The sequence below is a fragment of the Roseateles puraquae genome (genome assembly GCF_002205845.1).
In the GTDB taxonomy this organism is placed as follows: domain Bacteria; phylum Pseudomonadota; class Gammaproteobacteria; order Burkholderiales; family Burkholderiaceae_C; genus Pelomonas; species Pelomonas puraquae.
In genome coordinates, this window is record NZ_NISI01000006.1 from 417,708 (window position 1) to 442,130 (window position 24,423).

Consider the following 24,423-nt stretch of genomic DNA (forward strand, 5'->3'; position numbering starts at 1 on the left):
CGCCGCCTGCAAAATCCTCGCGACGACGCCCGCCACCATTCCCATGCAGAAGCAAGCCTGGAAGCTCTTCCCCACCCTCGTGCACCGCTACACCGAGGTGCTCACCGCCGATCAGCTCGACACCATCCTGGCTCATTGCCTGCAGTCGGAAGCCGGCCGGCACGGCGCCCTGCTCGGCGACGCGCAATCGACCTTCGACAAGGATGCGCACTTCATCGAATCCCTTGAAGCAGCCCACGCCCATCTCCAGGGCCTCACGCAAGGCCTCGCGCAGCTGATGGACGCCTACGCCCGCGAACTGGGGCTGGACGGCGCCCGGCTGTCCAACTCGTGGTTCAACATTCAGCGCCCGGGCAGTGTGCTGCGGCATCACACCCACCCCGACTCGCGCGTGTCGGCGGCCCTGTGCATCGCCAGCGACGATGCCAGCAGCAAGCTGCACTTCGAGAACCCGAATCCGCTGATCGGCTTCATCGAGGCGGCGCAGCCCACCGAGTTCAACATGGAGATGGCCAAGTTCAAGCTCGCTCCAGGCGACCTGCTGCTGTTTCCGTCCTGGCTCAAGCACGGCTCCGGCTTCGAGGCCAACCAGTCGGCGCTGCGGGTCATGATCAGCCTGAACGCGGGAGCGTGACGCGGGCCATCGCGCTCAACGAGGCGCGGACGCCGCCCGCGCCGCCCTCACCTGCTGCAGCTCCGCCTTCAGCCACACCGCGCTCTGCACCGGCGCCTTGCCCGCACAGCGCACCAGATAGGGCTTGCCACTCATGCTGCTGGCCGACGCGCCGCGTTCGATGAACTGCTCGGCCGTGCTGACCATGTCCTTGCCTTCGAGGTAGTCGAGCTTCTTCAGCAGGTGCGCCTTCGCCTCGGCGCCGGCGTACCACGTGCCGTTGCGGTTGAACTCGCAGCCGGAGGTTTGCAGGCGGGTGAGGAGCGCGTCGACTTCGGCGCGGGCGGTCGGCAGCAGGGGCGCGGCGGAGGCCACGAGAGCTGCACCACAGGCGATCAGCAGCATGAACCAGGGGCGAATCATGGAAGGACTCAACGGTTGATTGGAAGCGGCAGGTGCTGCGGGCTGCTCAGCAGGGCTACTCCGTCGGGGAAGCGGCATCGTTCACGATGGTCGCCTTCAGTCGTTGCCCGTAGGTGCATGCTGGGTCTTCCGGTCCGTACTTGCACGACTTCTCCAAGACCTTCAGCGCCTGCTGGCGATCCTGCCTCACGCCGAGACCGCGGCTGAGGTGCAGGGCTTGCATCGTGCATGCCCACGGGTCATCGGCCTGACAGGCCTTGTCGTAGGTCCGGGCCGCACAAGCCTGCACTTCCACATCGTCTCGCCGTTCTTCAAACAGCCCCGCTGCCCGGTTCGTACAACCTGACGCGATGCCGAGTTGGCACGCTCGCTGAAACAGGACTACGCTGGCGTGGGACGCGACGTGCGCCTCCTGCAGCGCTTCCGCAAGCCAGTAGCACGCGCCGGCATCGTTCTGCGCACATTCGGCAAGGCAGGATTGCATCTGGCCCGGTTCGCACTGCTTGCGGCCCAGATAGACGAGTGATTGAACCTGCGGCATCAAGGAAGCAGGACAGCGCAGGGCCAGCGCCCGCCAGTCCCCACGATCCAAGACCTGCCCTGAAACAGCCAGGGCCTCCTTCGACGGCGGCTGAGCCGTTGCCAAGCCTGCCAGCGACAGCAGGGTCACGACGGCACCGAGACGCCGCCAAGCGCATCCGCTGCGGGTCATCGTTTGTCCACCACCGTGATCTCCCCTTCCGCCTTGCCGATGCCTCGCACCTCCGGCCGGTACATGTCCTCGGCAAAGGTGGCAGGCACCACGTAGCGGCCTGGCGTGACGGCACGCACCAGGTAGAAGACGTCCAGCGTCTGGCCCAGGGCCGCCGCGGCCACGAAGCGGTCGTCGCGGTACTCCATGTGGGCGATGCGTTCGTTCGCGTTGGCCTGGGCGATGTTGACGCCGTCCACCGTGAACTCGCCGGCCTTGGGGCCCTGGCTGAGGTTGAGGTTCTCGATCTCGAAGCCGGCCGGGATGCGGTCCACCACCAGGCCGTCCTTGATGCTCTGGCTGGCCTTGACCCGCAGGCGCACGATGAACATCTCGCCGGTGGCGAACTGGCGCGCGGTGACGGGCTTGCCGTCGGTCGAGAACATCGCGCGCTCCACCGAGATGCGGTCGCTCGTGGGCGGCAGCGGCTTGACCGGATAACCCTGGGCCGACACCTCCACGTACAGCGGCGCGCCGCCTTCGTTCTTCAGTGACACGCCGGACTTGAGCTGCGCGAGCGTGAGGCTCTGCTGGCCCACGGCCGTGCCGGTCCAGGCGTCGGCCTTGGTGCCGACGGTGAGGGCGGTGGTCCAGGCCGCGTCCTTGGCGGTGCCGTTGGTGGCGGCCTGTACCGCCAGGAACAGCGCCAGGCGTTCCTGCGTGGAGTAGTAGTTGCGGCGGCTGAAGTCGTCCGACAGGTCGAACAGCAGGTTCTCGCGGCGCTCATGCGCGACCTTGTGCCGCAGCAGCAGCGCATAGGCCAGCGCGCGGTCGCGCACCTTGCTGCCGTAGTCGCCCAGCCACTGGCTCCAGTAGTTGCCGGGGTCATCGGGCTGGTAGCCGTAGCCGCGGTTCATGGCGTCGTCGAAGGCCTGCTTGGCGCGGGCTTCGTCGCCCATCAGCTTGAGCGCCAGGCCCAGATGCACCAGCGGCAGCGGCGACAGCGCATGGCTGCGGTACTGCTCGTGCAGGGTGCGCAGCGTGGCCAGCGGTGCCTTCTGCTCGCGGGCCAGGATGTAGCCGGCATGCGCCGCCTCGGCAAAGCGCTGGTGGGCCAGGCGCAGGGTCTCGGCATCGCGCCAGTCGGCGATGCGGCCCTTGTCGTCGCGCTTGGGGTCCTTCGCGGGCGTGGTCTGCTGCGAGGGCGCGCGCTGGAACTGTTCCAGCAGCCCGTCCATCGAGCGCTTGAGCTGCGCCTCGGGCACCGCAAAGCCTGAGTCGCGCGCATCCTGCAGGAAGCCGGTGACATAGGCGCTCAGCCAGCCTTCATACGGGCTGCTCGCCGCCCACAGGCCGTAGCCGCCCTTGGGCTGCTGCATGCTGGCCAGGCGGGCGAACGCACCCTCCAGCCGTTTCGCGCGTTCTTCCCGAGGGACGGGCTTCAGGCCCCAGCGCTTGGCCGCCTCGTCATCGATGAACACGAGCGGGTAGGCGCTGGAGGTCGTCTGCTCCAGGCAGCCGTAGGGGTACATCAGCAGGCCCTGCACCTGCTCCTTGATGTCGATGGGCGGCGTGTTGGACACACTCAGCGTGACCCCGGCCGAGCCCGCCCAGAAGGCGTCGAGCAGGGTCTTGTCCAGCGTCTGCGTAGCGCCGGGCTCCAGCCGCACGCGGCGGCCCTCACGCACCAGTGGCGTGACGGGTTGCACCTGCAGCGCCGCCTCGCGCGTCAGGCTCAGCGGCCCGGCGCTGACCTTGACCTGGATCGGCGCCAGGCCCCAGGCATCCAGCGCCTCGGCCTGGAAGCGCAGGATCTGCCGCTGCTTGTCGTTCAACTTGATCGGCTCCGCGCTGCCGGTGATCTTGACCGGGCCGGTCGACGTGACGGCCACGCTGACCGTCTGCGGCGCGCCGCTCAGGTTGGTCACGTCCAACGCGATGGTGGCCTTGTCGCCGGGCGACACGAAGCGCGGCATGTTCAGCTCCGCCACCAGCGGCGCGGCCACGACCGTCTCGGCTTGCGCCGAGCCGTAGCTGTCGGCGCTGCTGACCACCGCCATCACGCGCAGCGTGCCGTTGAAGTCGGGCAGCTTGAGGTTGATGGTGGCTTCGCCCTTGGCGTCGAGCTGCACCGGCCCGCTGAAGAGGTCCACCAGCAGCACCTTGCGCGGCATGCTTTGTGAGTCGCGCTTGCCGGCGTCGCCGCCGAAGCGCTGCTTGGCCATGTTGCCGTCCATCTTCTCGATGAGGCGGCCGTAGAGGTCGAGCATGTCGGCGCCGTAGCGGTGCTTGCCGAAGAAGAAGTCCTGCGGGTCAGGCGTCTTGTAGTTGGTGATGTTCAGGATGCCCACGTCCACCGCACTGACCGTGACGATGGCCGGCTTGCCGGCGAGCGAGGGCGCCTTGACGGTGATGGGCAGCGGCACCGACGGCTGGGTCTTGGCCGGCACGGTGAGCGCCACCTTGGCCTTGCGGTCCTCGCGGTAGAGCGGCAGGTGCACCAGGCCCAGCGCGCGCGCCGGTGTGACCTTGTCGCCCTGGCTGCCGGGGCGGAAGGCGGCGACGGTGATGTAGAGGTCGTGGCGCGCCCAGGCGGCATCGACCGGGATGTCGAGGTCGGTGCCGCTGGCCTTCACGCCGATGCGCTTCGTCCACAGCACGCGGTCGCCTTCCACCGTGACGATGGCCTCGCCGTCATGCGGCGGCTTGATGGCCAGCTTGGCCACGTCGCCCGGCTTGAAGGGCGCGCCTTGCAGCTTGAGCTGCACGCGGTCGGGGCGGTTGCCGATGTCGTCGGCGTCCTGCGCGCCGTAGCCGGCATAGAAGCCATAGCGCAGGGCCAGGCCGGTGTCGGGGTCGGTCACCTCCAGGCGGTAGCGGCCCCAGCGCACCGGCAGGGCAACCTTGGTGCGCTCCTTCAGGGCCAGCGTGCGAGCTTCCACCAGCTCCTCGGTGGTGTTGAAGCCCGAATGCCAGCCGCGGCCGTCGTCATAACGCCAATACCACTGGCGCTCTTCGTAGATGAGCTTGAGCTGCAGCTCCTTGGCGGGCTTGAAGTTGCCGGCCGCATCCACGCGGGCCAGTTCGAACTCGGCCAGGCCCCCTTCTGGTGCCACGTTGCGGTCGAACAGCGGGCGGGCGCCCACCAGCACCGGCGCGGGCCACCAGGTGCGCTCCAGCGTGCGCACCACCGGCCGGCCGCCGCTCTCCAGCAGGCTGAAGGCCGCGCGGATGCGCATGGGGCTCTTGCGCTCGCCAAAGGCCGTCTTGATGTCCATGCCGGCCTTGCCGTCGGCGTCGAGCTCCTGCTCTTCCAGGTCCTGGCGGTTCTTGGCCTTGTCGTCAGCCAGGTCGCCGAAGATGAAGCCCGGCAGCTTGGCCGGCAGCGGCATCAGCAGCCGCTCGGAATAGGCGCTGCCCTGCAGGCGGTTGCCCGCGGCCGGCGCCCCGTAGAGGTAGTCGCCCTGGGCCTGCACGGTCAGGCCGCCTTCGCCGGTGAGCACGCCCTCGGGCGCGGTGAGCGCGAGCTTCATGCGCTCGGGCAGGAACTCTTCGACCTTGAAGGCCCACTGTGCGTCGGGCTGCTTGGCGGCCGGGTCGATGCGCGCCTGGACCGTCCAGCCGCCCGTGGGCGCATCCGCCGGCAGGGTGACCGTCTGCTGGTAGTAGGCAGTGCCGGTCTTGCCCGGCTGCACCAGTTGCTCGACGAGCTTGCTGCCGTCCGGCTTCTTGACGGTCAAGGTGACCGGCAGAGGCTTGGGGAAGGGCTTGCCGTCGGCATCGCGGGCCAGCACCGACAGCGGGAAGCTCTCGCCCGGCCGGTACAGGTCGCGGCCGGCGTAGACGAAGAGCTTGTTGCTGCGCGAGGGATGGCCGGTGGCGTCGAACTCGGAGAGGTCCAGCGCCGCGTCGCGCAGGCTCAGGATCGACATCTCCTGGTTGCCGCGGCGGGCCAGCACGGCGCGCGCCTTGTCCAGCTTGCCGGTGAACACGGCATGCCCGTCACCGTCAGTCTCGGCCTGGCCCACGGCCTTGCCGGCTTCATCCACCAGGCTCAGCTCGATGCCCTTGAGCGCGCCGCCGCTCTTGAGCGAGGTGGCGAAGACGTCGATCTGCGCGGCATGCCGGCGCAGGTGCAGGCCGATGTCGGTGACGTAGTAGTGCGTGACCTGGTAGTCCCAGCCGAAGCGGCCGGGCTGGTTCATGATGGCCACGTAGATGCCGGGCTCCTGCAGCTCCTTGACGTTCTCCACCGGCAGGAAGCTCACGTTGCGGCGGTTGGGCCGCGCGTCGGTCGTGAAGCGGCCCAGGTACACGCTCTGGCTCATGGCGCGCAGTTCGTCCAGCACCCAGCCGCCCACCGTGCCCTTGAGGCGGCGCTGGTTGTCGCTGTAGCCGTCGTAGTAGTAGCCGCCCTCGCCATCCTCCTCGCCGCTGTTGACCTGGCGCTCGCGCCGGCCACCCACCTGCTCCAGGAAGGCGGGCAGCGACTCCGGCTTCACGCGCAGGAACTGCACGTCCACCTCAGGCGTGTTGACGGTGACCACCGGCAGGCCGCCGTTCTGGCCGGCCGGCAGCACGAGGCCGCGGCTGGCGAAGTAGTAGCTGTCAGGCATGGCCTCGCTGACCGCGTCGCAGGTCTGGGCCGTGGCCAGCTTGCCGCCTGAACGCGCCGCCAGCTCGGGCTTGAAGGCGAACTTGAAGCTGCGGTCGGGCGTCACGAAGGGCAGGTAGAGCACCCGCGGGTTGTCGCCCACCACCCAGCGGGCGGCCACGGGCTTGTAGCTGGCGTCGGCCGCGGGCACCTTCTTGCCGTCGGTCTCGGTGGGTGCGCCGCCTTCCTGGGCGGTGACGAGGGCACCGAAGTCCTGCTTGCCGTCCAGCGGCTGCGTGAAGCTGATGGCGATGGCCGGTGCGCCGTCAAACAGGCGCGGCTTGCAGTCCAGCAACGCAAACGCCGCCTGCTCGCCGCCCACCTCGGCGCTGCTGGGCAGGCCGGGCGAAGCCAGCTTCTGCGTGGCCCACCAGCCGCCCGCCACCACGGCGACTGCACCAACTACGCCGAGGACGACCTTCTGCCACGCCACCATGAATGCTCTCCCCACAAGTTGCGGGGGAGTTTAGGCAGGGCTCAGCGGCTGTCCACGGAAGGTTTCTTCTCGCCGCGGGCGGTGATATTCCCCATGCCCGACACCGAACGCTGCACGGCCGGGTTGCCGAAGTAGTCCACCGACCCGATGCCGGAGATGTGGGCGTTGAGGTCCTCGGTCACCCACAGCACCACGTTGCCCAGGCCGCTGACGCCGACGCGCGCCCGCTGGGTCTGCAGCCGGTCGGCGATGACCTTGCCCTTGCCCGAGATCTGCAAGGCCAGCTCGTCCACCCGGCCGCCGAGCTGGCCGTCGCCCGCTCCGGAGATGGAGAACACCAGCTGGCGCGCCTGCAGCTGGTCAAGCTTCACATTGCCTGCGCCGCTGATGCTGAGCTTGAGCTGGTCGGCGCGCAGCAAGCCCGGCGCCTGCACATCGCTTGCGCCGGACACCGACAGCTGGCGCAGCTGCCGCATCTCGACTTGCACATAGACCTTGGCCGAATGCCAGAACTTCCAGCCACCGCTGGGGCGGATGATGAGCAAGCGGTCCGACAGGTCGACATCCACCGACTTCTGCACGTCGGCGTCCCCCGCCACGAAGACCTGGTCACGGTCGCCCTGCGTCAGCACCACCCGCGCGGCGCCGGCCAGCTCCAGGCGGTCGAAGGCGCCGGGCGCGTAGACGCGCCCCACCTCGGTCGGCGGGGCGATCGGGGCCACCGGTGCTGGAGGCGCTGGCGGTGACGCTGGCGCAGGCTGGGCCGGCGGCACCGTCGGCCCGGGTCCCATCTGGGCTTGGGCCAGACCGGCCACCAGCAGCCCAGGCAGAGCGCGCCACAGGTTCACAGCGACTGCTCCCGCAGCATCTTGGACACCTCGCGGTTGGCCGTGATGCGCGTGCCGTCGCGCAGCTGCACCACCAGCTGGGAGTTCTCGTCCGGCGTCATGCTGTCGACGAAATCGAGGTTGACGATGCAGCCCCGCTGCACGCGCAGGAAGCGGCTTGCATCCAGCCGCGCCTCGAAATCGGCAATGGGCAGCCGCACCAGGAAGCTGCGGCCCTTGCTGGTGATGGCCGTGTACTTGTTGTCGGAGCGCAGGCACTCGATGTCGGCCACCTGGAGCGGAAAGATCTTGCCCTGGTCGCGCACCAGCAAGCGCGTGAGCGGCGCATCGGCCGGCGCGCCCAGCGCCTGGGCGACTTCGGCCGGGCTGGGCGCCGCATCGCGCAGCGCATGCCGCACCGCCTCTTCGAAGCGCTCGCGCGAGAAGGGCTTGAGCAGGTAGTCCACCGCATGCAGCTCGAAAGCGGTCAGCGCATGCTGGTCGTAGGCGGTCGTGAAGATGATGCGCGGCTGATGGCCTGATCCCCAATCATGGCCCTGCAGCGCCTGCACCACTTGCAGCCCCGTGAGGCCAGGCATCTGGATGTCGGTCAACACCAGGGCGGGCTTGAGTGCGCGGATCTGGGCGAGTGCGTCCTCGCCGTCTTCGCAGACGGCCACGAGTTGCAGCCCCGGCGTGGCCTTGACCCAGTCGGCCAGGGCCTCGGCGGCGAGGTGTTCGTCTTCGGCGATCAGAACGGTGGTCATGCTCATACCTGAGGAATGAAGAGGTCGACGCGGAAACCCGCGCCCGGAGCCGTGTGGATGCGCAGCCGCGCCTGGCCGTCGTAGTCCAGCGCAAAGCGCTTCTTGAGGGCCGCGAGACCCACCCCGCGGCGCTGGCCCGGTTGGGGCTCGAGCGCGGCGGGGTCGCAGCCGGGGCCGTCGTCGGCCACGGCCAGGTCCAGGCCGTGGTTCAGGCCGTTGCGGCGCGCGGAGATGGTCACCGTGCCGCCGCCCTTGCGCCCGGCCACGGCATGCAGGATGGCGTTCTCCACCAGCGGCTGCAGGGTCAGCGGCGGCAGCTCGTCGGCCAGCACGCGCTCCTCCAGGTCCCAGTCCACCCGCAGGCGCGGGCCCAGGCGCAGGGCTTCGAGGGCCAGATAGTCGCGCAGGAAATCGATCTCGTCGGACAGCATCACGCGGTCCTCGGCGCCACGCTTGGTGTCCAGCACATAGCGCAGCATGGACGAGAACTTCAGCAAGGCCGCCTCGGCCTGGGCCGCGTCCTTGCGCGTCAGCGCGATCAGCGAATTCAGCGTGTTGAACAGAAAATGCGGGTTCAGCTTGCCGCTGATGGCCGACAACTCCGCCTTGGCCAGGGCGCTCTCGGCCTGCGCGGCATGCACCGCAGCCGCCCGTGCGGCGCGCGCCTGCAGCACGGCGGTGAAGGCGGTGGCGATGGCCGCGTAGACCACCAGGCCCCACACCGAACGCCACAGCAGCCCGGCCACCAGCACGGCGCCGGCGTGGTCGGTGCCGAACAGCACCGCATTGACCGCGAACTCGCCGGCCTGCCAGAGCGCACTGAAGCTGAAGGCGGCCATGCCGTGCGCCAGCGCGGTGGCGGCGGTGCCGTTGTCGGCCGCATGCAGCCGGCGGGCCACGGGCCACACCGCCACGCCCAGCAGCATCGGCGCCCACAGCGTGGTCGTGGCCTGGTAGACGGCCAGCCAGAACGGGTCCAGCCCGCGGTCGAACTCGCTGCCGGCCAACACGTACAAGCACCAGGCCAGCGCACAACAGCCGGCATAGGCCAGCCACAGCCGGCGGTTCGACCGGCGGTGGGGTAGGCGGGGGTCCAGGCTGTCCATGGGCTCATCTTAGGGAGGCGGGCCGCGCGGCCGGGCCGGCCGGAGACGAAGTGCGGGCCCCGGGGTGCGGGATGCGGGACGGCAGGCATGGCGCCTGGGTCGCCCGGCATAATTCGCCCCCTTCCCCACCGAATTCGGACGAGCCATGGCCAGCGTCAACAAAGTCATCCTCATCGGCAACCTCGGCCGCGACCCCGAGGTCCGCTACAACCCCAATGGCGGTGCCTGGTGCACCATCAGCCTGGCCACGACCCGCAACTGGAAGAACCGCGAGACCGGCGAACGCCAGGAAGAGACCGAATGGCACCGCGTCGTCTTCAACGATCGCCTGGCCGAGATCGCCGGCGAATACCTGAAGAAGGGCCGCCCCGTCTACGTGGAAGGCCGCCTGAAGACCCGCAAGTGGCAGGACAAGGAAGGCCGCGACACCTACACCACCGAGATCATTGCCGACCAGATGCAACTGCTCGGCGGCCGTGAAGGCGGCGGCGGTGGCGACGACATGGGCGGTGGCGGTGGCTACAGCCGTGGCGGCGACGACATGGGCGGCGGCGCCCCCCGCGCCGCGGCCCGCCCGGCCGCCCCCCGCCCGGCGCCCCAGCGCGCCCCGGCGCCGGCGCCCAAGGCGTCGACCGGGTTCGACGACATGGACGACGACATTCCGTTCTGAGAAACGCCTCCCGAGGCGTTGCCCACCTCAGGCCCGCAGCCCGACAGCTGCGGGCCTTTTGCTTTCTTGCGGGTCGATGCACGTCGTCGCCGACCCTGAACGACGCCAAGGGATGCTCGGCCCCGTGCTGGCCTCTCAGACGGCCACGGCCGAGTCGTTGGACAACCTCGGCAGATGTACAAATAGATTTGCCCGCCAATAGCTATTTAGCTATATTTTATTTGTATGCCCAAGCCTGCCCGCGCCATCCAGCAGCTACCGCCCTCCACGATCGCCGCGCTCGACAAGCTTGGTGCGGATCTGGCCGTGGCCCGGCTGCGTCGGAAGGAGTCGCTGAAGACCTGGGCCAAGCGCATGGGCGTGACCGTGCCGACGCTGCTGCGCCTGGAGTCGGGCGACCCGACCGTCAGCCTGGGCATCGTCGCGTCGGCGCTCTGGCTGCTCCAACGCGACGGCGAACTGGCGAATCTGGCAGCGCCAGAATTCGACCGGGGCGCGATCGAGATGGACATCAGGGCCGCGATCGATCTGGGCAAGGCCCGCGCCCAGGCATCGGCTGATGCTCGCCTGCGCAAGCAGGGCAAGGCCGCCTGATGCGCTACGACACGCTCTACCTCTGGTACCTCGCTGATCCAGCCGCGCCGCGATACGTCGGTGTCTTGCAGCTGGTCGCCGCCGGGAAGGGCGTTTCCTTGCGCTACGGCCAGGAATGGCTCGAGACGGGATTCCCGCTCAGCGAGGACCTGCCGCTCATCGACACCGAACACATGCCTCCCGGCCGCCTGGCGGGGGACGCGCGGGCCGTCGGCGCGGTCGATGACGCGCGCCCGGATCGCTGGGGCGAGAAAGTCATCCGCTTCGTGGACAAGCCGAAGCGCGCCTCGCTGATGGAGTACCTGTACTACGCCGGTGATGAGCGCTTCGGCGCTCTGGGGGTGTCCACCTCCGAGACGGCCTACAGCCCGCGTCCCGGCGGCCCGTTGCCGCGTCTGGCCGATGCCCAGGTGCTCAGCGAGGTCGTGGCCAAGATCGAGGCGGCCGAACCACTGTCCGCGCTCGAGGCCCGGATCATTGCCGGCGGCGGCAGCCCGCTGGGTGGTGCCAAACCCAAGGCCCTCATCGAGATCGAGGGCCAGGAATGGGTCATCAAGTTCTTCAACAACGAACCCGTCGACACGCCGCTGATTGAGCACGCGTCAATGACCTTGGCCCGAAAGGCGGGCATCAACACCGCGGAGACCCAGGTCGTGAGGCTCCAGGAGGGCAACGCCCTGGCGGTGCGCCGCTTCGACCGCACCCCCGGCGCCAGAACGCACAGCATCTCCGCCGGCACGGCGATTCGTGCGGCGACGGCAAGCGGTGCCGAGCCGGAGATGGGTTACCCGGCCCTCGCGCGCATCCTTCGCCGCACGGGCGTCTCGACAAACGACGCCCACTTGCGAGACGCGCGCGAGCTTTTCCGGCGCATGGTGTTCAACATCCTCATCGACAACACCGACGACCACGAGAAGAACCATGCCCTCCTGGTGGTGAGCCCTCGCGACAACGGCCGCCTGAAGCTGGCGCCGGCCTATGACGTGCTGCCGACGAACTCCGGCCAGGGCTTCCAGGAGTTCATCTGCGGCGCCGAGGGGCAGGCCTCGACGCTCACGAACGCGATGTCGCAGTGCGACGCCTTCGGCTTGCTCGCCACCGAAGCGGCCCAAGAGGTCGCTTCTGTCATCCAGGTGGTCAACGGCTGGCGCGAGCACTTCGCAGCGGTTGGCGTCACCGAGCGTGACATCGCCAGTTTGGCTGAGCGAATCGATGCGGGCGAATTGCGTCTGCAGCGAGACCGCTTCGACGCGTCTGCCTACCCAGCCGCTGCGGCCAAGCCCAGGCGGGTCCGTCCATTCTTCAAGTCGGATCCGCGCTGACTCCTAGCCCCACAGCCGCTCACCCCGCCCGCAAGCCTCGATCAACTGCGCCAGGCGCCGGGCGCGGGTGTCAGCGCGCTTGGCGCTGATGACGAGCCAGATCACCTTGCGCTGGTAGCCCGGCGGTGTGGCGCTGAAGAAGCGCCAGGCGGCGCGGTGGGCCTTGAAGGTGCGCAGGTCTTCCGGCGGCAGCGCGACGGTCTCCTGCTCGTAGGAGGCGCGGCGTGAGCGGGCTTCGGTGCGGGCCTCGAAGGCGGCCAGGCCTGCGGGGGTCATGCGGCCTTCAGCCTGAAGTTCAGGCACGCGCTTGATGTTGACCGCGCTCCAGTGCGAGCCGGGCTTGCGGGGCGTGAAGCGGATCTTGTAGTGCTCGTCGTCCAGGCGATGCCGGATGCCGTCGATCCAGCCCACGCACAGCGCTTCGTCGACCGACTGCGGCCAGGTGAGGCCGGCGCGGCCGGTGGCGCGCTTCACGAAGCCGACGATCAGCTCCGTTGACGACGCCGCGTGCTGTGTGAACCAGTCACGCAGCGCCTCGGGGCTGTCGAAGAAGTGCGGCGCGGTGGCCATGGCGGGGCGGGCTCAGCGGGTGAGGCGGTAGATCAGCAACGCGGCGCGGATGGCGCCGCGCTCGATGGAGGCGATCTCCAGCCATTCATCCGGCGTGTGGGCGCCGCCGCCCGCAGCACCCAGGCCATCGAGGCTGTCGATGAGGGGCGCCACGAACTGCACGTCGCCCGCACCGCGCTGGCCGGGCGGAAACGCCACCACCGGGCCGAGGCCGGCGTCGGCGCTGGCGCGCGAATAAGCCTCCAGCACCTTGAGGTTGCCCGGCGTCGGGGCCATGGGCGGATAGGCCTCATGGAAGCTGATGCGCGAGCGCGTGCCCGGCAGCGACTGCTCGACGATGGCCTGCATGCGCTCACGCGCCCGGGCACCCTGCTCGGCGGTCAGGTAGCGCAGGTCGCCCCGCACCTGTGCATCGCGCGGGATCACGTTGCTCTTGCCGAACGCCTTGCCCTGGCTTTCGGCGTCGTCCCACTGGGCGCTGGTGCCGGCCACGAGGGTGGCGGCATTGAAGGTGAGGTCGGGCTCGATCAACTGCTCGCGAAAGGCATTGACCACCCGCGCCGCCTCATACACCGCACCGAAACCGTCGCGGCCGAACACGCCGGCCGAATGGCCGGTGCGGGCGGTGACGCTCAGGTGCCAGCCGCCCGAGGCTCGGCGGCCGATGGTGGCGGCGTCGCGGCCCTGGTCGTCCTTGGTGGCGCCTTCGAAGGCGAGGGCCACGTCGCTCTGCCGTGCGGCGTCGATGAGCGCGGCCCGCGCCACCTCGCTCGGGCTGCCCACGCGCTCCTCGTCGCCGGTGAACACCGCCCGCACCGTGCGGCCCTGCAGCGCACCGATGTCGTTCAGCGCGCGCAGCGCCAGCAGCACGATGACGTCGCCACCCTTCATGTCGGACACGCCCTGACCGCGCACGCGCCGGCCGTCGCTCTGCCAGGGCGGCACGGGGCTGTCCTTCTCGAACACGGTGTCCAGGTGGCCGATGAGCAGCACGCGCTTGCCCTGGTCGCCGGTGCGCTCCGCCACCAGGTGGCCCGCGCGCCGCATCTCGGCCGGCATGTCGACCCAGCGGGTCTTGAAGCCCAGGGCGTCGAACTCGCGCGCGAACAGGCTGCCCACCTCGCGCACCCCAGGCGGGTTCAGGGTGCCGCTGTTGATCAGCACGCTGCGCTCCAGCAACTGCAGGGCGGCCGGCGTGTGCTGGCGCACGAGCGCGACCAGGCGCGCCTCCTCCGGGCTCAGGCTCTGGGCGGCGGCGGTGCCCGAGGCGGTCGCCGCCCCGAGGATGAACAGCGCGGCCAGGCCGCGGCGCAGGCGGGAATGGGTTTTCATGGCGTCAGTGTCCAGCGCTCTCACGGCCGCGCCCATCGGGCCGGACCCCGGGGACAGCGGCGCGTCAGCCGCCCGAGCTCGGCAGCGGCCGACTGCTGGCGATCTGCAGGCGTTTCTCGGCCGACCACGCCGCCGGATCGGTCGGGGCCTCGCGAGGCGACAGGCCGCTGGCGCGCACCGCGCCGACGAAGCCGTCCCGCCCCTGGGCCTTGGCCACGTACAGCGCCGAGTCCGCCAGGCCCAGGCAGGCACGCCAGTCCCACAGGCGCGGATGGCGCGGGTCCAGCGGGAACGCGCAGAAGCCGATGGACACCGTCACCTGCACGGTTTCGCCCGGGCCGATGTCGAAGGGCTTGTCTCGCACCGCCGCGCACACCCGGGCGGCGAGGTCGGCCGCGTCCTGCCGATCGGTCTCGCGCACCAGGACCAGCACCTCCTCGCCTCCCCAACGCACCAGGGAGTCGGTCTCGCGGAACACCTGGCGCAGCCGCTGGGCGAGCTGCACCAGCACGGCATCCCCCGCGGCATGGCCGTGCAGGTCGTTGACGCGCTTGAAGTGGTCCAGGTCGAGCAGCATCAGCACCAGGTCGGCGGCGGGGCCAAACCGAGGCTCTAGCTCGCTTTCGCTGGCACCCTCGAAGCGCCGCAGGCACAGCCGCAGGTCGTCGTCCAGCCGCAGCTCCAGGTAGCGGCGGTTGCGCAGCCCGGTGAGGGCGTCGGTCAGGCTGAGCTCGCGCAACTCGGCGGTCCGCTCGTCGACGAGCGCCTGCAGTTCGGCCTCGCGGCGGCGCAGCGAGCGGGTGCGCCAGCGCATCCAGCCCCACAGGCCCGCCATCACGACCAGGCCCGCGCCCACCCGCGCCGCATCGGTTTCCCACCAGGCCGGTTGCAGCTCGATGGGCAGGTCCAACTGCTCCGTACCCCACAGGCTGTGGTGGGCCGTGGCACGGACCTGAAGCACGTAGTGGCCCGGGTGCAGAGGGCCGAAGCTCGGGTTGCGGCCGCTGGCGTCCACCCGGGTCCACTGGCTGTCCAGGCCCTCCAGCCGGTATTCGTAGCGCAGCCGGCTCGGGTCGGCATAGTCCAGCGCCGCAAACTCGACCGACAGCGTGCGCTTGCCGGGCGCCAGGTGAATGCCGTCACGCCAGGCGTGGGGCTGATCGTGCGGTTGGCCGTTCACGCGCAGCGCACTGACCACCAGCGGCGGATCGGACGGCAAGGCCCGCCAGGCGTCCGGCTGCACACGCAGCAAGCCGCGGCTGCCGCCGAACAGCAGCGCGCCGCCGGGCAGCTCGGTGCTCGCGAAGAACCAGAAGCTGCCAAAGCTCGCACCCTCGGCGCTGCCGAAGCTGTCCAGCCGGTCGGCGGCAGGGTCGTAGACGTAGAGCTGGCTCCAGATGCGCCCCTGGCTGTCTTCATGCAGGTTCCCGCCGAACACACCCTCGGCGCCCAGGCGCTCGCTGATGCGCTCGAAACGGGCGCGGCCGGCGCCGTCCCAGCCCTTGAGGCGGTGCAGGCCGCTGACCGGCGTGTCCACCCACAGCCGGCCATCACGCCCCCATAGCAAGCCCATCACGATGGGGCTGGCCAGGGCTTCGTCGGGGGCCTGCGGCACCGGTGCGAGCAGGCCACTGCCCGGCGCCTGCTCGCGCAGCAGGCCGGGCTGGCCGCCCACCCAGAGCCGGCCGTCGGGTGCGGTCTTGAGCACGTAGATGCCGCCATGCAGGGCCGCGCCGCCGTCGGCACCGACGCGCACGAGGGCGGGTGCGGTGCTGCTGGCCAGCCGGTACAGGCCCTCCTGCATGCCGACCCAGACGCTGCCGTCCGACCGCAGCAGCAACTGCTGGGCACGGCCGCCGTCCAGTGGCCAGTCCCGCAACAGCCGGCCTTGGGGCGAGCGATGCTCCAGCCGGCCAGCCGCCGCCATCCACAGGCTGCCGTCCTGGGCCTCGGCCAGGATCTCGACCACGGTGCGGCGCTCGCGCGGCCACACGCCGAGCGTGGCCAGGTCTCGGCCCGGCCGGCCGTCCAGGCGCACGACCTGGCCGGTCTGCGTGGGGGCCAGCACCTCGCCGTTCTTCAGGGCCAGCACCGCCCGCACATCGGGTTCGGCCAGCGGGCTGGCGGGGTCGGCGTCCGGCCCGCGCACGGCGAGCGCCGGGTGGCTGAGGTGGCGCTGCACGCCCAGGCCATAGCCGCTCACCCACATCGCGCCGCTCTGGTCGCGCAGCACGCCGCTGATGTCGTTGCCGGCCAGGCCCATCGCCCGGCGCGGGTCGCGGCGCAAGGTGGCCTCGATCTCGCCGCTGGCCGGATTGACCCAGAACAGGCCCACCTTCGCACCCACCCACAGGCGGCCATCGGGCGCCTCGGCGACCGCGTTGATGGGCATGTGCAACGACTGCACCCAGCGCACCTCGGCCTGCTCGATCACGCCCAGCCGGCCGTCCTGCGTGCCCAGCCACAGCCGCCCCGTGCGGTCTTCCGCCAGGGCCTGCACCGGCACGCCGTCAGGCACGCCGGGCAGCGGCACGTCCTGCCAGCCGGCCTGGGTGCGCCGTGCCAGCCCACGCCAGTGCCCGGCCCAGACGGTACCGTCACGCCCGACGCGCAGGGCCAGCACGCGGGTCTCGTCCTGGTCGTGCCAGCGCAGTGCCTGCGGCTGGTACTGGCGGCTTGCCGGGTCGTAGCGGTACAGGCCGCTGCCCAGCGTGCCCACCCAGACCGCGCCATCCGGCCCCTCGGCCAGCGCACGGATGCCGGGGTGCGGCCCGCGGCTGCCCTGGGCGCTGCCGTGCTGCTCGACCCGGTCATGCGCCGGGTCGTAGGCCACCAGGCCCTGAAACTCGGTGCCGATCCACAGGCGCCCATCGGCCCCCGGCGCCATCGCCCGCACCCAGCCCAGGCTGCGGCGGGCCGCGGTATCGCCGGGCAGCTCGATCGGGCGCAGCCGGTAGCCGTCGTAGCGGGTGACACCCTTGTTGGTGGCAATCCACAGGAAGCCGGCCTTGTCCTGCGCGATGGCCGGCACGGAGTTCTGCGGCACCGTCACGCTGCGGAACTGCACTTCCATCGGGCCGAGGCCCGCCGTCGCACGGGCCGCGCCCGCGCCGAACAGCCATGGCAGGCACAACAAGCCCAGGATCAGGAAGCGCATGCCGCGCATCCTAAAGGTGACGGTTGACGACTTGCCCGGGTGGGCGTTAGGCGCGCGAAGGCTTGCGCGAACAACGCACGATCAACGCCCGAACGCCACAAGAACAGCCGCCGAAGCCGCGTCCCTCATCGGCGTCGTTCATCGGCGTCGTTCAGCCCCCGGCGGCCAGCGCGTCCACGACCACGCGGCCGTCATGCAGGCGCAGGGTGCGCGAGGCCTGCGCCGCGTGTTCCAGCGAGTGGGTCACCATGACCAGCGTGGTGCCCTCGGCGTTGAGTTCGCGCAGCAGCCGCATGACCTCGGCGCCATGGGCGCTGTCCAGGTTGCCGGTGGGCTCGTCGGCCAGCAGCAGGGCCGGTCGCGCGGCGATGGCGCGGGCAATCGCGACCCGCTGCTGCTGGCCGCCGCTGAGCTGGCTGGGACGGTGTGCGGCGCGGTGCGCCAGGCCAAGGCGCGCCATCACCTCGGCCACCCGCTCGCGCCGCGCGCGGCCGCCCAGCTCGCCGTATTCCAGCGCCAGCCCGATGTTCTCGGCCACGCTCAGGTCGTCGATCAGGTTGAAGCTCTGGAACACGAAGCCGATGCGGCCGCGGCGCAGCGTGTTGAGCTGCCGCTCGCCCCAGCCCGCCACGTTCTGGCCGTCGAACCAATACTCCCCGGCCGACGGCGCATCCAGCAGGCCCAGGATGCCCAGCAGCGTCGACTTGCCGCAGCCTGAGGGCCCGGTGATGGCCAGGTACTCGCCGGCCTCGATGTCGAGGTCGATGCGGTCCAGCGCCGTGGTCTCGATGTCGCCGGTGCGGTAGGTCTTGGTCAGGTGGCGGAGTGTGAACATGGCTCAGCGGAGTTGAAGGGTGGTGGCGCCGGCAAAGGCGCGGTAGGGAGAGACGATGACCTGATCGCCCGGCTGCAAGCCGCCAAGCACCTCGATGACCCCATCGGCGCGCCGGCCGAGCTGCACGGGGCGGCGGTGTGCCCGCTGGCCGTCGGGGTCCAGCACGAAGACCCAGGCGCCGCCGGTATCTGCGAAGAAGCCGGCGTCGGGCAGCAGCAGCGCCGGTGTGGCGTCGCCGAGCGTCAGCCGCAGGTCCAGGCCCTGGCCCACCTGCAGCGGCGGGGGTTCGGCCTCGAACACGAGCTCCAGCGCGAACCGGCCGTCCTTGACCTGGGGATCGATGCGGCTCACGTGCAGCGCATGGCGCCGGCCTTCGAGGGGCAGTTCGGCGCGCAGGCCTTCGCGCACCCGGGCCAGGTGGAACTCGTCCAGGCTCATCAGCAGCTTGAAGCGGCCCAGGCTGTCGATGCGGGCCAGCCGGCTGCCGGTACGCACGCTCTCGCCCACCTGCAGCGCCATGCCGGTGAGCCGCCCGGCGACCGGGGCGCGCACCGACAAACCGTCGCTGGCCGCACGCATCGAGGCCAGCCGCCGGTCCAGGTCGGCCACGGCCCGCTGCATGGCGTCGACCGATTGCTCGCGGGTGCGCAGCTCCTCGCGGCCATCCGCCTGCAACTGGGCCAGCAGCCGCTCGGCCAGGACCAGACGGTCGGCCGACTCCTCCAGTGCGGCAGGCGACAAGAAGCCCGTGGCCGCGAGCGTGCGGTTGCGCTCATGCGCACGGCGGCTGCGCTCGACCTCGAAGCCGGCCTGCGTCACCTCCCGTCGCAACACGGCCTGCGCCTGGGCCAAGCCGCCGCGGAAGGTGGCGAGATTGGCCAGCTGCTGCGCGGCTTCGCTGGAACGCGCCATCAGCTCCTGCGCGCGCTGGCTGCTCGTCAGCACCACAAGCAGCTGCCCGGCCTCGACGCGCTCGCCGTCCTTCACCAGCACCTGCTCCACGCGGCCGTCCTCGCTGGCGTCCAGCAGCACCGATTGCAGCGGCTGCACGGTCGCGCGGCCCACCACGACGTCGCGGAAGGGGCCGTGGCGCAGGGTTGCGATCTCGATGTCCGCCCGCGCGACCGGTACGCCCCGCGGCCAGGCCCGGGCCAGCACCCCCAGGCCCATCAGCAGCGCAGCAACACCCAGCAGCAGCCGCCAGCCCCGCCGCGGCGCGGGCACGCGGCGGTCCATGCCGGCGCCGGAGAGCGCCGCGGTGTCAGTCATGCAGGGCCTTCAAGGGCCGCAGCGCCAGCGCTGCACGCAAGTGGCGCGCCACGGCGAGCAGGGTGACCACGCCGAGCAAGGCCACCGTCGCCAGCAGCACCCACAGCGACAACGGCCCCACGGGCGCACGTTCGACGAAGTCGGCCAGGTAGCGCTGGCTCAGCCAGGCAGCCAGGGGCAGCGCACCCAGGCAGGCGACGCCCAGCACGCCGGCAAACTCGCGCGCCAGCAGGCCGGCCACGGCCCCGGGCCCGGCCCCATGCAGCTTGCGCAGCACGATCTCCCGCTCGCGCCGGCGCAGCGTGTAGGCGGCCAGTGCGTAGATGCCGACGGCCGCCAGGCCCAGCGCCATCAGGCCGGCAACACCGATGATCCGCCCCAGGCGCGTGTCGTCGGCCACCGTTTGCAGCAGCATGTCGCGCAGGGGCAGGGCCTCCAGGGTCACGTCTGGGAAGGTCGTCTTGACGAGGGCCGTCAGCTGGCGCCGCGTGGCCTGCGGGTCGCGGCTGTGGACGCCGAGGGCGCCGGACTCCCGCTCGGCCAGCGGCGTGATGGCGTGCGGCTGCGGCGGGCTGCGCGGGCCTTCGAGCCGGATGTCGTCGATGACGGCCACGACGGTGACCGGCTTGCCGTCGCGGAAGTTGGGCGCCACCCCCAGCACCTGGCCGAGGGCCGCCTCGGGGCTGGCAAAGCCCAGCACGCGCACGGCACTGCGGTCCAGCACGATGGCGGGCAAGGCAGCCTCGGCCACATGGTCGGCCGACAGCTGCCCGGCGACGACACGCATGCCGTAGGCCTGCAGATAGCCGGGCGTGAAGTCCACGCCCGTGCGCAGGTTGACGGGGGTGCCGCCAGGGCCGCGGAACTCGGCATACCAGCTGGCGGCATCACGCCCCGGCACATCATCCGCAGCGCCGGCCGCGATGACCTCGGGCCAGCTGCGCACCCGCGCCAGCAGCGACGTCACCTGCGCCGGCTGCGTCCACCAGGGCAGGTCGATGGCCACGCGGTCCTCCAGGTCGAAGCCGCGCGGCATCTCGCCCGCATGACGCGCCTGCCACAGCACCGTCAGCGCCAGCGACGCAAACAGCGCGGCGGCCCCGAACTGCAGCGTCGTCATCACGCGGCGCAGCCAGCGGCTCGCTGCACCTTCGCTGTGACTGCGCCCCGCCAGCGATTCGGCCGGCCGCACGCGCAGCGCGATGCTCGTCAGCGGCAATGCACTGAGCGCCGCGATGGCGGTGCACAGCAGGCCGGTCAGCAGCACCCCGGCCGGGCTGAGCACCGGCGCATGGAACTGGCGCTGCATGAGCACCTCGGCGGCGGGCGTGGCCCACCAGGCCAGCAGCAGGCCGAAAGCGCCGGCCAGACCCGCCACGAGCAGGGCCTCGGCAAAGAACTGCCACGCCAGCTGCCCCGCGCCGGCGCCCAGCGACTTGCGCAGGCCGATCTCGCGCTGACGGCGCAAGGTACGCACGCTCCACAGGTTGATGAAGTTGATGACGGCCAGCGCCAGCACGCCGGCCGCGGCAGCGGCCAGGCTGCCCAGCTGCAAGCGGCGCTGCGGGCTGCCCGCGCCATGCAGGCCGAGGTCTTTCACCGGCATGGCGCGCAGATAGGCGGCCTTGCCGCCGCCGCGCAGGAAGTCGGCCGGCAAGCCGGGGGGCAGCGGCTGCTGGTCCAGCAGGCGCTGACCCAGCACGCCCAGCTGCTCGGCGGTGGCGCCCGGCATCAGGCGGGCGAAGAGGCGGCCTCCCCCTTGGTACCAGGTGTCCGACAGCTTCAGGTAGGCCTTGGCTGCGGGCGCATGGAAGCCCGCCAGCGCATCGAAGACCAAGGTGCCGTTCTGGTTGGGCGTGGGCAGCACGGCCTTGACGGTCAGCGGGAACTGGCCGCCCGGCGAGCCGTCAGGCATGGGGGGCAGGGAGATCTTGAACGAGCGGCCCAGCGCCTGCTGTGTGCCGAACAGCTGCTCGGCCGATTGCGCCGTCAGCGCGACCCCCTCGGGCGTGGAGAGCGCCTCGCGCAGGTCCCCGGCCAGCGGCTGCAGGCCGAACAGGGCCTGCACGTCAGCATCCGCCAGCGCAATCTGCAGGCGCATGCTGCGCTGAACGCCCGGCGCCTCGCCGGCGTGGGCCGGCAGTTGGGTGTAGAGCACGCGGCTCATCGCCTCCACAGGCGCGCCGCTGTCGCGCAGCGCGGCATGCAGGGGCACGGCAGGCACGCGATCAAACCAGGCCGTGGTGATGCCGCCCGGGCCGCGCACCCGCCACTCGAAGGTGACCAGGCGGTCCTGCTCGGGCAGATCGCCGTCGGGCCACAAGGTGTCCTGCAGCACGCTGGCCGTCAGCAACGTGAGCGCCAGACCCAGCGCCAGGCCGGCGATGACGAGGGCGGCCGGGCCGGGTTCGGCACGCAACTGGCGCCAGGCACTGCGCCAGGTGATGGAGGTGGGGAGCGCGATCATGGCGGTCGTTCTGCAAGACATGGGCCAGGGCGTGTGCCCAGGAAAAGGGTCGTGGCCGGCGGCCCAAGCGTTCGCGATCGGACACCTGCACTGTCCGCTTCCGGACACCCGCTTGCCGCGGCCAGCAGGCGGCGCTTAGAGTCGCGCCCGCCCATGACCCTGCTGATCCTCGACGACGACCCCGACGTGGCCCTGGCCGCGCGGCTGGCCCTGCGCCGCCTGGGCCCGGTGGCGGTACGGCATGCGCCGGCCGAACTGCCCGCCGCCCTCGACACGCTGTCGCCCCAGGTGTTGCTGCTGGACATGAACTTCACGCCGGGCGCGAGTGACGGCGCCGCGGGCCTCGCCCTGCTGCGCGACGTGATGGCGCGGCCGCAGCCGCCCGCCGTCATCGTGATGACGGCCTATGCCGAGGTCGAGCTGGCGGTGCAGGCCCTGAAGGCCGGCGCGGTGGACTTCATCACCAAGCCCTGGGCGAATGAACGGCTGCTGGCCAGCGTGGAGGCCGCGCTGGCGCGGCAGGCGCCCGTGCCGGGCGATGCCGATGGGCTGCTGGGCGAGTCGGCCACGATGCAGTCGCTTCGCGCGCAGATCGCCCAGGTGGGCGCGAGCGAGGCCAGCGTGCTGATCCTGGGTGAGAACGGCGTGGGCAAGGAGCTGGTGGCGCGCGCACTCCACCGCGCCTCGCCGCGCGCCGCCGGCCCGCTGCTGGCCGTGGACATGGGCAGCCTGCCGGAGACCCTGGTGGAGAGCGAGCTGTTCGGCCACCGGCGCGGCAGCTTCACCGATGCGCGCGAATCCCGACCCGGGCGCTTCGTCGCGGCAGCCGGTGGCACGCTGTTCCTGGACGAGATCGGCAACCTGCCCCTGGCCCAGCAGGCCAAGCTGCTGGCGGCGCTGGAGCGCCGCGAGGTGACGCCCCTGGGCAGCGACCGGCCGGTGCCGGTGGATGTGCGCGTGCTGGCCGCCACCAACGTGGCGGAGGCGGCGCTGTTCGATGCGCAGCGCTTCCGGCCCGACCTGCTCTACCGGCTCAACACCGTGGTGCTGCGGGTGCCACCGCTGCGCGAGCGTGGCGCGGCCGACATCGCGCTGCTGCTGCGGCATTACCTGGCGCACTTCGCCAAACGCCCGCTGGACCTGGGTGTCGAGGCGCTGGCCCGGCTGGTGGCCTACCCCTGGCCGGGCAATGTGCGCGAGTTGCGCCAGGCCTGCGAGCGCGCAGCACTGCTCGCGCGCGGCCCCGTGCTGAGCTGGGCTGACTTCGGCCGGCCAGACCACCCGACCGCCGCTGATACACCGCCCGACACCGGCCTGGACCTGGCCCAGCGGGAACGCGAAGCGGTGCAGGCCGCGCTCGCCCAGGTGGGCGGCAACATCAGCCAGGCCGCCAAGCTGCTGGGCGTGAGCCGCGCGGCGCTCTACCGCAAGCTCGACAAGCATGGCCTCTGACCCGGGGCGCGACCGGCTGCAGGCCGCAACAGCCGCCCTGGCCCTGGCGGTGGCCGGTGTCGGCCTCGGCGCCTCGCTGGACGCCCCGCGGCTGCTGGTGGCCTGGGCGATGGCGGCAGGCCTGGCCGCTGCCTTCGGCTGGGCGGCGCTGGCTCGGCTGGCCCGGCTCGCCGCCCGCACGACGGCCCCGCTGCCCCCCGAACCCCTGCCCCGGCCGCCCCCCGAGCTCGACATCGCGCTGGAGCACGCACCGCTGGCGCTGTGGCGCCTGAGCCCGGGCCGCCCGCCGCTGGCCCTGAACGCCGCCGCCCGCCGCCTCGGCGCGCCAGGCCGCGCGGCCGAGCCCGAGGCCTTGCAGGCCTTGCTGAACCAAGCGGCCCCGGGCCGGCAGGTGGTGAGCCTGCCCACGGAGCACGGCGAGGAGCGGGCGGTGCTGGCCGTGTCAGCCCTGACGGTGCAGGGCGAAGCCTGGCGACTGGCGGCCGTGGCGCCGATCGAGTCGGAGCTGGCCACCGAGGCGCTCACCGCGTGGCGCCAGCTGGTGCAAGTGCTGACGCACGAGATCATGAATTCGCTGACGCCTATCGCTTCGCTGGCGGCCAGCGCGCCCGCCTTGCTGGAGGCTGGTGAGCACGAGGAATTGCAGGCCGCCCTTGCGGCGCTGGCCCGGCGGGCGTCGCACTTGCAGGCGTTCGTGGCCCGCTACCGCAGCGTCAGCCAGCCGCCGCCCCCACAGCTGGCGGACACCCCGTTGCTGCCTCTGCTGCAAGGCGTGCAGGACCTGCTGACCCCCGCATGGGCGCAGGCCGGCGGCGGGGTCGACCTGCGCGTGGAGCCGCCGTCGCTGGCACTGCGCACCGATGCGGCGCAGCTGGAGCAGGTGCTCATCAACCTCGCCCAGAACGCGCTGCAGGCCTGCGCCGGCCAGCCCGCGCCCCAGCTCAGCCTGGAGGCCCGCCTGAGCCGCGGCGGGCGGCTGCGGCTGACCGTGGCCGACAACGGGCCGGGCGTGCCGCCGGGGCTGGAGACGCAGATCTTCACGCCCTTCTTCAGCACCCGCGAAGGCGGCAGCGGCGTGGGCCTGGCGGTGGTGCGACAGCTGGTGCACGGGCTCGGCGGCACCGTGCGTCATGCCCGCCGGCCGGGGGGCGGCGCCTGCTTCGTGCTGACGTTCTGACGCCACAGACAGCCTCGTGACGGGGTAAGCAGGTGCAACGACACCGCACCGCGTGACGGGA

18 protein-coding genes are annotated in these 24,423 nt (G+C 71.3%); 6 read left to right on the forward strand and 12 right to left on the reverse strand.

Annotation, left to right across the window (positions count from 1 at the left end):
* The first annotated feature begins 43 nt into the window (after positions 1–43).
* Positions 44–634, forward strand: coding sequence for a putative 2OG-Fe(II) oxygenase (locus CDO81_RS16900; protein ID WP_088484388.1), 591 nt, complete (start codon positions 44–46; stop codon positions 632–634).
* Positions 635–649: 15 nt separating this feature from the next.
* Here CDO81_RS16900 and CDO81_RS16905 read toward each other — a convergent pair whose 3' ends face one another.
* The 6 genes from CDO81_RS16905 to CDO81_RS16930 are packed head-to-tail and all read right to left on the reverse strand — an operon-like array spanning position 650 to position 9,517.
* Complete coding sequence (locus CDO81_RS16905) at positions 650–1,036, reverse strand: YfeK family protein (protein ID WP_088484389.1); 387 nt, start codon at positions 1,034–1,036, stop codon at positions 650–652.
* A gap of 55 nt (positions 1,037–1,091) precedes the next feature.
* Positions 1,092–1,706, reverse strand: a complete 615-nt coding sequence (locus tag CDO81_RS16910) for an SEL1-like repeat protein (RefSeq protein ID WP_144397285.1) — start codon at positions 1,704–1,706, stop codon at positions 1,092–1,094.
* Positions 1,707–1,744: 38 nt separating this feature from the next.
* Complete coding sequence (locus CDO81_RS16915) at positions 1,745–6,817, reverse strand: alpha-2-macroglobulin family protein (protein WP_088484391.1); 5,073 nt, start codon at positions 6,815–6,817, stop codon at positions 1,745–1,747.
* Between the two features lie 41 nt (positions 6,818–6,858).
* Positions 6,859–7,665, reverse strand: coding sequence for a head GIN domain-containing protein (locus tag CDO81_RS16920; protein WP_088484392.1), 807 nt, complete (start codon positions 7,663–7,665; stop codon positions 6,859–6,861).
* Entirely contained in the window at positions 7,662–8,411 is a 750-nt protein-coding gene (locus CDO81_RS16925; protein ID WP_241517039.1) for a LytR/AlgR family response regulator transcription factor, read from the reverse strand. Before CDO81_RS16925 ends, CDO81_RS16920 begins: the two co-directional genes overlap by 4 nt.
* A 2-nt stretch (positions 8,412–8,413) precedes the next feature.
* Complete coding sequence (locus CDO81_RS16930; protein WP_088484394.1) at positions 8,414–9,517, reverse strand: sensor histidine kinase; 1,104 nt, start codon at positions 9,515–9,517, stop codon at positions 8,414–8,416.
* 145 nt (positions 9,518–9,662) lie between these two features.
* Between CDO81_RS16930 and ssb the strand changes: the two genes are divergently transcribed.
* The 3 genes from ssb (at position 9,663) to CDO81_RS16945 (ending at position 12,103) form a co-directional block, all read left to right on the forward strand.
* Positions 9,663–10,187, forward strand: a complete 525-nt coding sequence (gene ssb, locus CDO81_RS16935) for a single-stranded DNA-binding protein (RefSeq protein ID WP_088484395.1) — start codon at positions 9,663–9,665, stop codon at positions 10,185–10,187.
* Between the two features lie 225 nt (positions 10,188–10,412).
* On the forward strand, positions 10,413–10,781 hold the full coding sequence (locus CDO81_RS16940) for a helix-turn-helix domain-containing protein (RefSeq protein ID WP_088484396.1): 369 nt from the start codon (positions 10,413–10,415) through the stop codon (positions 10,779–10,781).
* The gene (locus CDO81_RS16945; protein ID WP_088484397.1) at positions 10,781–12,103 is read left to right on the forward strand and encodes a type II toxin-antitoxin system HipA family toxin; all 1,323 of its coding nucleotides are present in this window, start codon (positions 10,781–10,783) and stop codon (positions 12,101–12,103) included. The genes CDO81_RS16940 and CDO81_RS16945 overlap by 1 nt, the downstream gene beginning before the upstream one ends.
* Positions 12,104–12,106: 3 nt before the next feature.
* Here CDO81_RS16945 and CDO81_RS16950 read toward each other — a convergent pair whose 3' ends face one another.
* The 6 genes from CDO81_RS16950 to CDO81_RS16975 all read right to left on the reverse strand — a co-directional run bounded on the left by CDO81_RS16950 (position 12,107) and on the right by CDO81_RS16975 (position 21,733).
* Positions 12,107–12,673: a YdeI/OmpD-associated family protein gene (locus CDO81_RS16950; RefSeq protein ID WP_088484398.1), complete on the reverse strand. Its 567-nt coding sequence runs from the start codon at positions 12,671–12,673 to the stop codon at positions 12,107–12,109.
* Between the two features lie 12 nt (positions 12,674–12,685).
* Positions 12,686–14,005 (reverse strand): M20/M25/M40 family metallo-hydrolase, encoded by a 1,320-nt coding sequence (locus CDO81_RS16955; protein WP_088484399.1) that lies wholly within the window; start codon positions 14,003–14,005, stop codon positions 12,686–12,688.
* Positions 14,006–14,069: 64 nt separating this feature from the next.
* Positions 14,070–17,162 (reverse strand): ligand-binding sensor domain-containing diguanylate cyclase, encoded by a 3,093-nt coding sequence (locus tag CDO81_RS16960; protein ID WP_158218323.1) that lies wholly within the window; start codon positions 17,160–17,162, stop codon positions 14,070–14,072.
* 151 nt (positions 17,163–17,313) lie between these two features.
* Positions 17,314–17,997: an ABC transporter ATP-binding protein gene (locus tag CDO81_RS16965; RefSeq protein WP_088484401.1), complete on the reverse strand. Its 684-nt coding sequence runs from the start codon at positions 17,995–17,997 to the stop codon at positions 17,314–17,316.
* A 3-nt stretch (positions 17,998–18,000) separates the two neighbouring features.
* Complete coding sequence (locus CDO81_RS16970; RefSeq protein WP_088484402.1) at positions 18,001–19,266, reverse strand: efflux RND transporter periplasmic adaptor subunit; 1,266 nt, start codon at positions 19,264–19,266, stop codon at positions 18,001–18,003.
* On the reverse strand, positions 19,259–21,733 hold the full coding sequence (locus CDO81_RS16975) for an ABC transporter permease (RefSeq protein ID WP_158218324.1): 2,475 nt from the start codon (positions 21,731–21,733) through the stop codon (positions 19,259–19,261). Before CDO81_RS16975 ends, CDO81_RS16970 begins: the two co-directional genes overlap by 8 nt.
* Before the next feature lie 153 nt (positions 21,734–21,886).
* On the opposite strand from CDO81_RS16975, the gene CDO81_RS16980 reads away from it, so the two are divergent.
* Both CDO81_RS16980 and CDO81_RS16985 read left to right on the forward strand, forming a co-directional pair.
* Entirely contained in the window at positions 21,887–23,185 is a 1,299-nt protein-coding gene (locus CDO81_RS16980; protein ID WP_088484404.1) for a sigma-54-dependent transcriptional regulator, read from the forward strand.
* Positions 23,175–24,362 (forward strand): sensor histidine kinase, encoded by a 1,188-nt coding sequence (locus CDO81_RS16985; RefSeq protein ID WP_088484405.1) that lies wholly within the window; start codon positions 23,175–23,177, stop codon positions 24,360–24,362. The genes CDO81_RS16980 and CDO81_RS16985 overlap by 11 nt, the downstream gene beginning before the upstream one ends.
* Positions 24,363–24,423: the final 61 nt, after the last annotated feature.

Bases quoted from the DNA above. Each gene is read 5' to 3' on its own strand.
- CDO81_RS16900 (WP_088484388.1), top strand. From the start codon at position 44: ATGCAGAAGCAAGCCTGGAAGCTCTTCCCCACCCTCGTGCACCGCTAC.
- CDO81_RS16905 (WP_088484389.1), bottom strand. From the start codon at position 1,036: ATGATTCGCCCCTGGTTCATGCTGCTGATCGCCTGTGGTGCAGCTCTC.
- CDO81_RS16915 (WP_088484391.1), bottom strand. From the start codon at position 6,817: ATGGTGGCGTGGCAGAAGGTCGTCCTCGGCGTAGTTGGTGCAGTCGCC.
- CDO81_RS16925 (WP_241517039.1), bottom strand. From the start codon at position 8,411: ATGACCACCGTTCTGATCGCCGAAGACGAACACCTCGCCGCCGAGGCC.
- CDO81_RS16930 (WP_088484394.1), bottom strand. From the start codon at position 9,517: ATGGACAGCCTGGACCCCCGCCTACCCCACCGCCGGTCGAACCGCCGG.
- ssb (WP_088484395.1), top strand. From the start codon at position 9,663: ATGGCCAGCGTCAACAAAGTCATCCTCATCGGCAACCTCGGCCGCGAC.
- CDO81_RS16940 (WP_088484396.1), top strand. From the start codon at position 10,413: ATGCCCAAGCCTGCCCGCGCCATCCAGCAGCTACCGCCCTCCACGATC.
- CDO81_RS16945 (WP_088484397.1), top strand. From the start codon at position 10,781: ATGCGCTACGACACGCTCTACCTCTGGTACCTCGCTGATCCAGCCGCG.
- CDO81_RS16950 (WP_088484398.1), bottom strand. From the start codon at position 12,673: ATGGCCACCGCGCCGCACTTCTTCGACAGCCCCGAGGCGCTGCGTGAC.
- CDO81_RS16955 (WP_088484399.1), bottom strand. From the start codon at position 14,005: ATGAAAACCCATTCCCGCCTGCGCCGCGGCCTGGCCGCGCTGTTCATC.
- CDO81_RS16960 (WP_158218323.1), bottom strand. From the start codon at position 17,162: ATGCGCTTCCTGATCCTGGGCTTGTTGTGCCTGCCATGGCTGTTCGGC.
- CDO81_RS16965 (WP_088484401.1), bottom strand. From the start codon at position 17,997: ATGTTCACACTCCGCCACCTGACCAAGACCTACCGCACCGGCGACATC.
- CDO81_RS16970 (WP_088484402.1), bottom strand. From the start codon at position 19,266: ATGACTGACACCGCGGCGCTCTCCGGCGCCGGCATGGACCGCCGCGTG.
- CDO81_RS16975 (WP_158218324.1), bottom strand. From the start codon at position 21,733: ATGATCGCGCTCCCCACCTCCATCACCTGGCGCAGTGCCTGGCGCCAG.
- CDO81_RS16980 (WP_088484404.1), top strand. From the start codon at position 21,887: ATGACCCTGCTGATCCTCGACGACGACCCCGACGTGGCCCTGGCCGCG.
- CDO81_RS16985 (WP_088484405.1), top strand. From the start codon at position 23,175: ATGGCCTCTGACCCGGGGCGCGACCGGCTGCAGGCCGCAACAGCCGCC.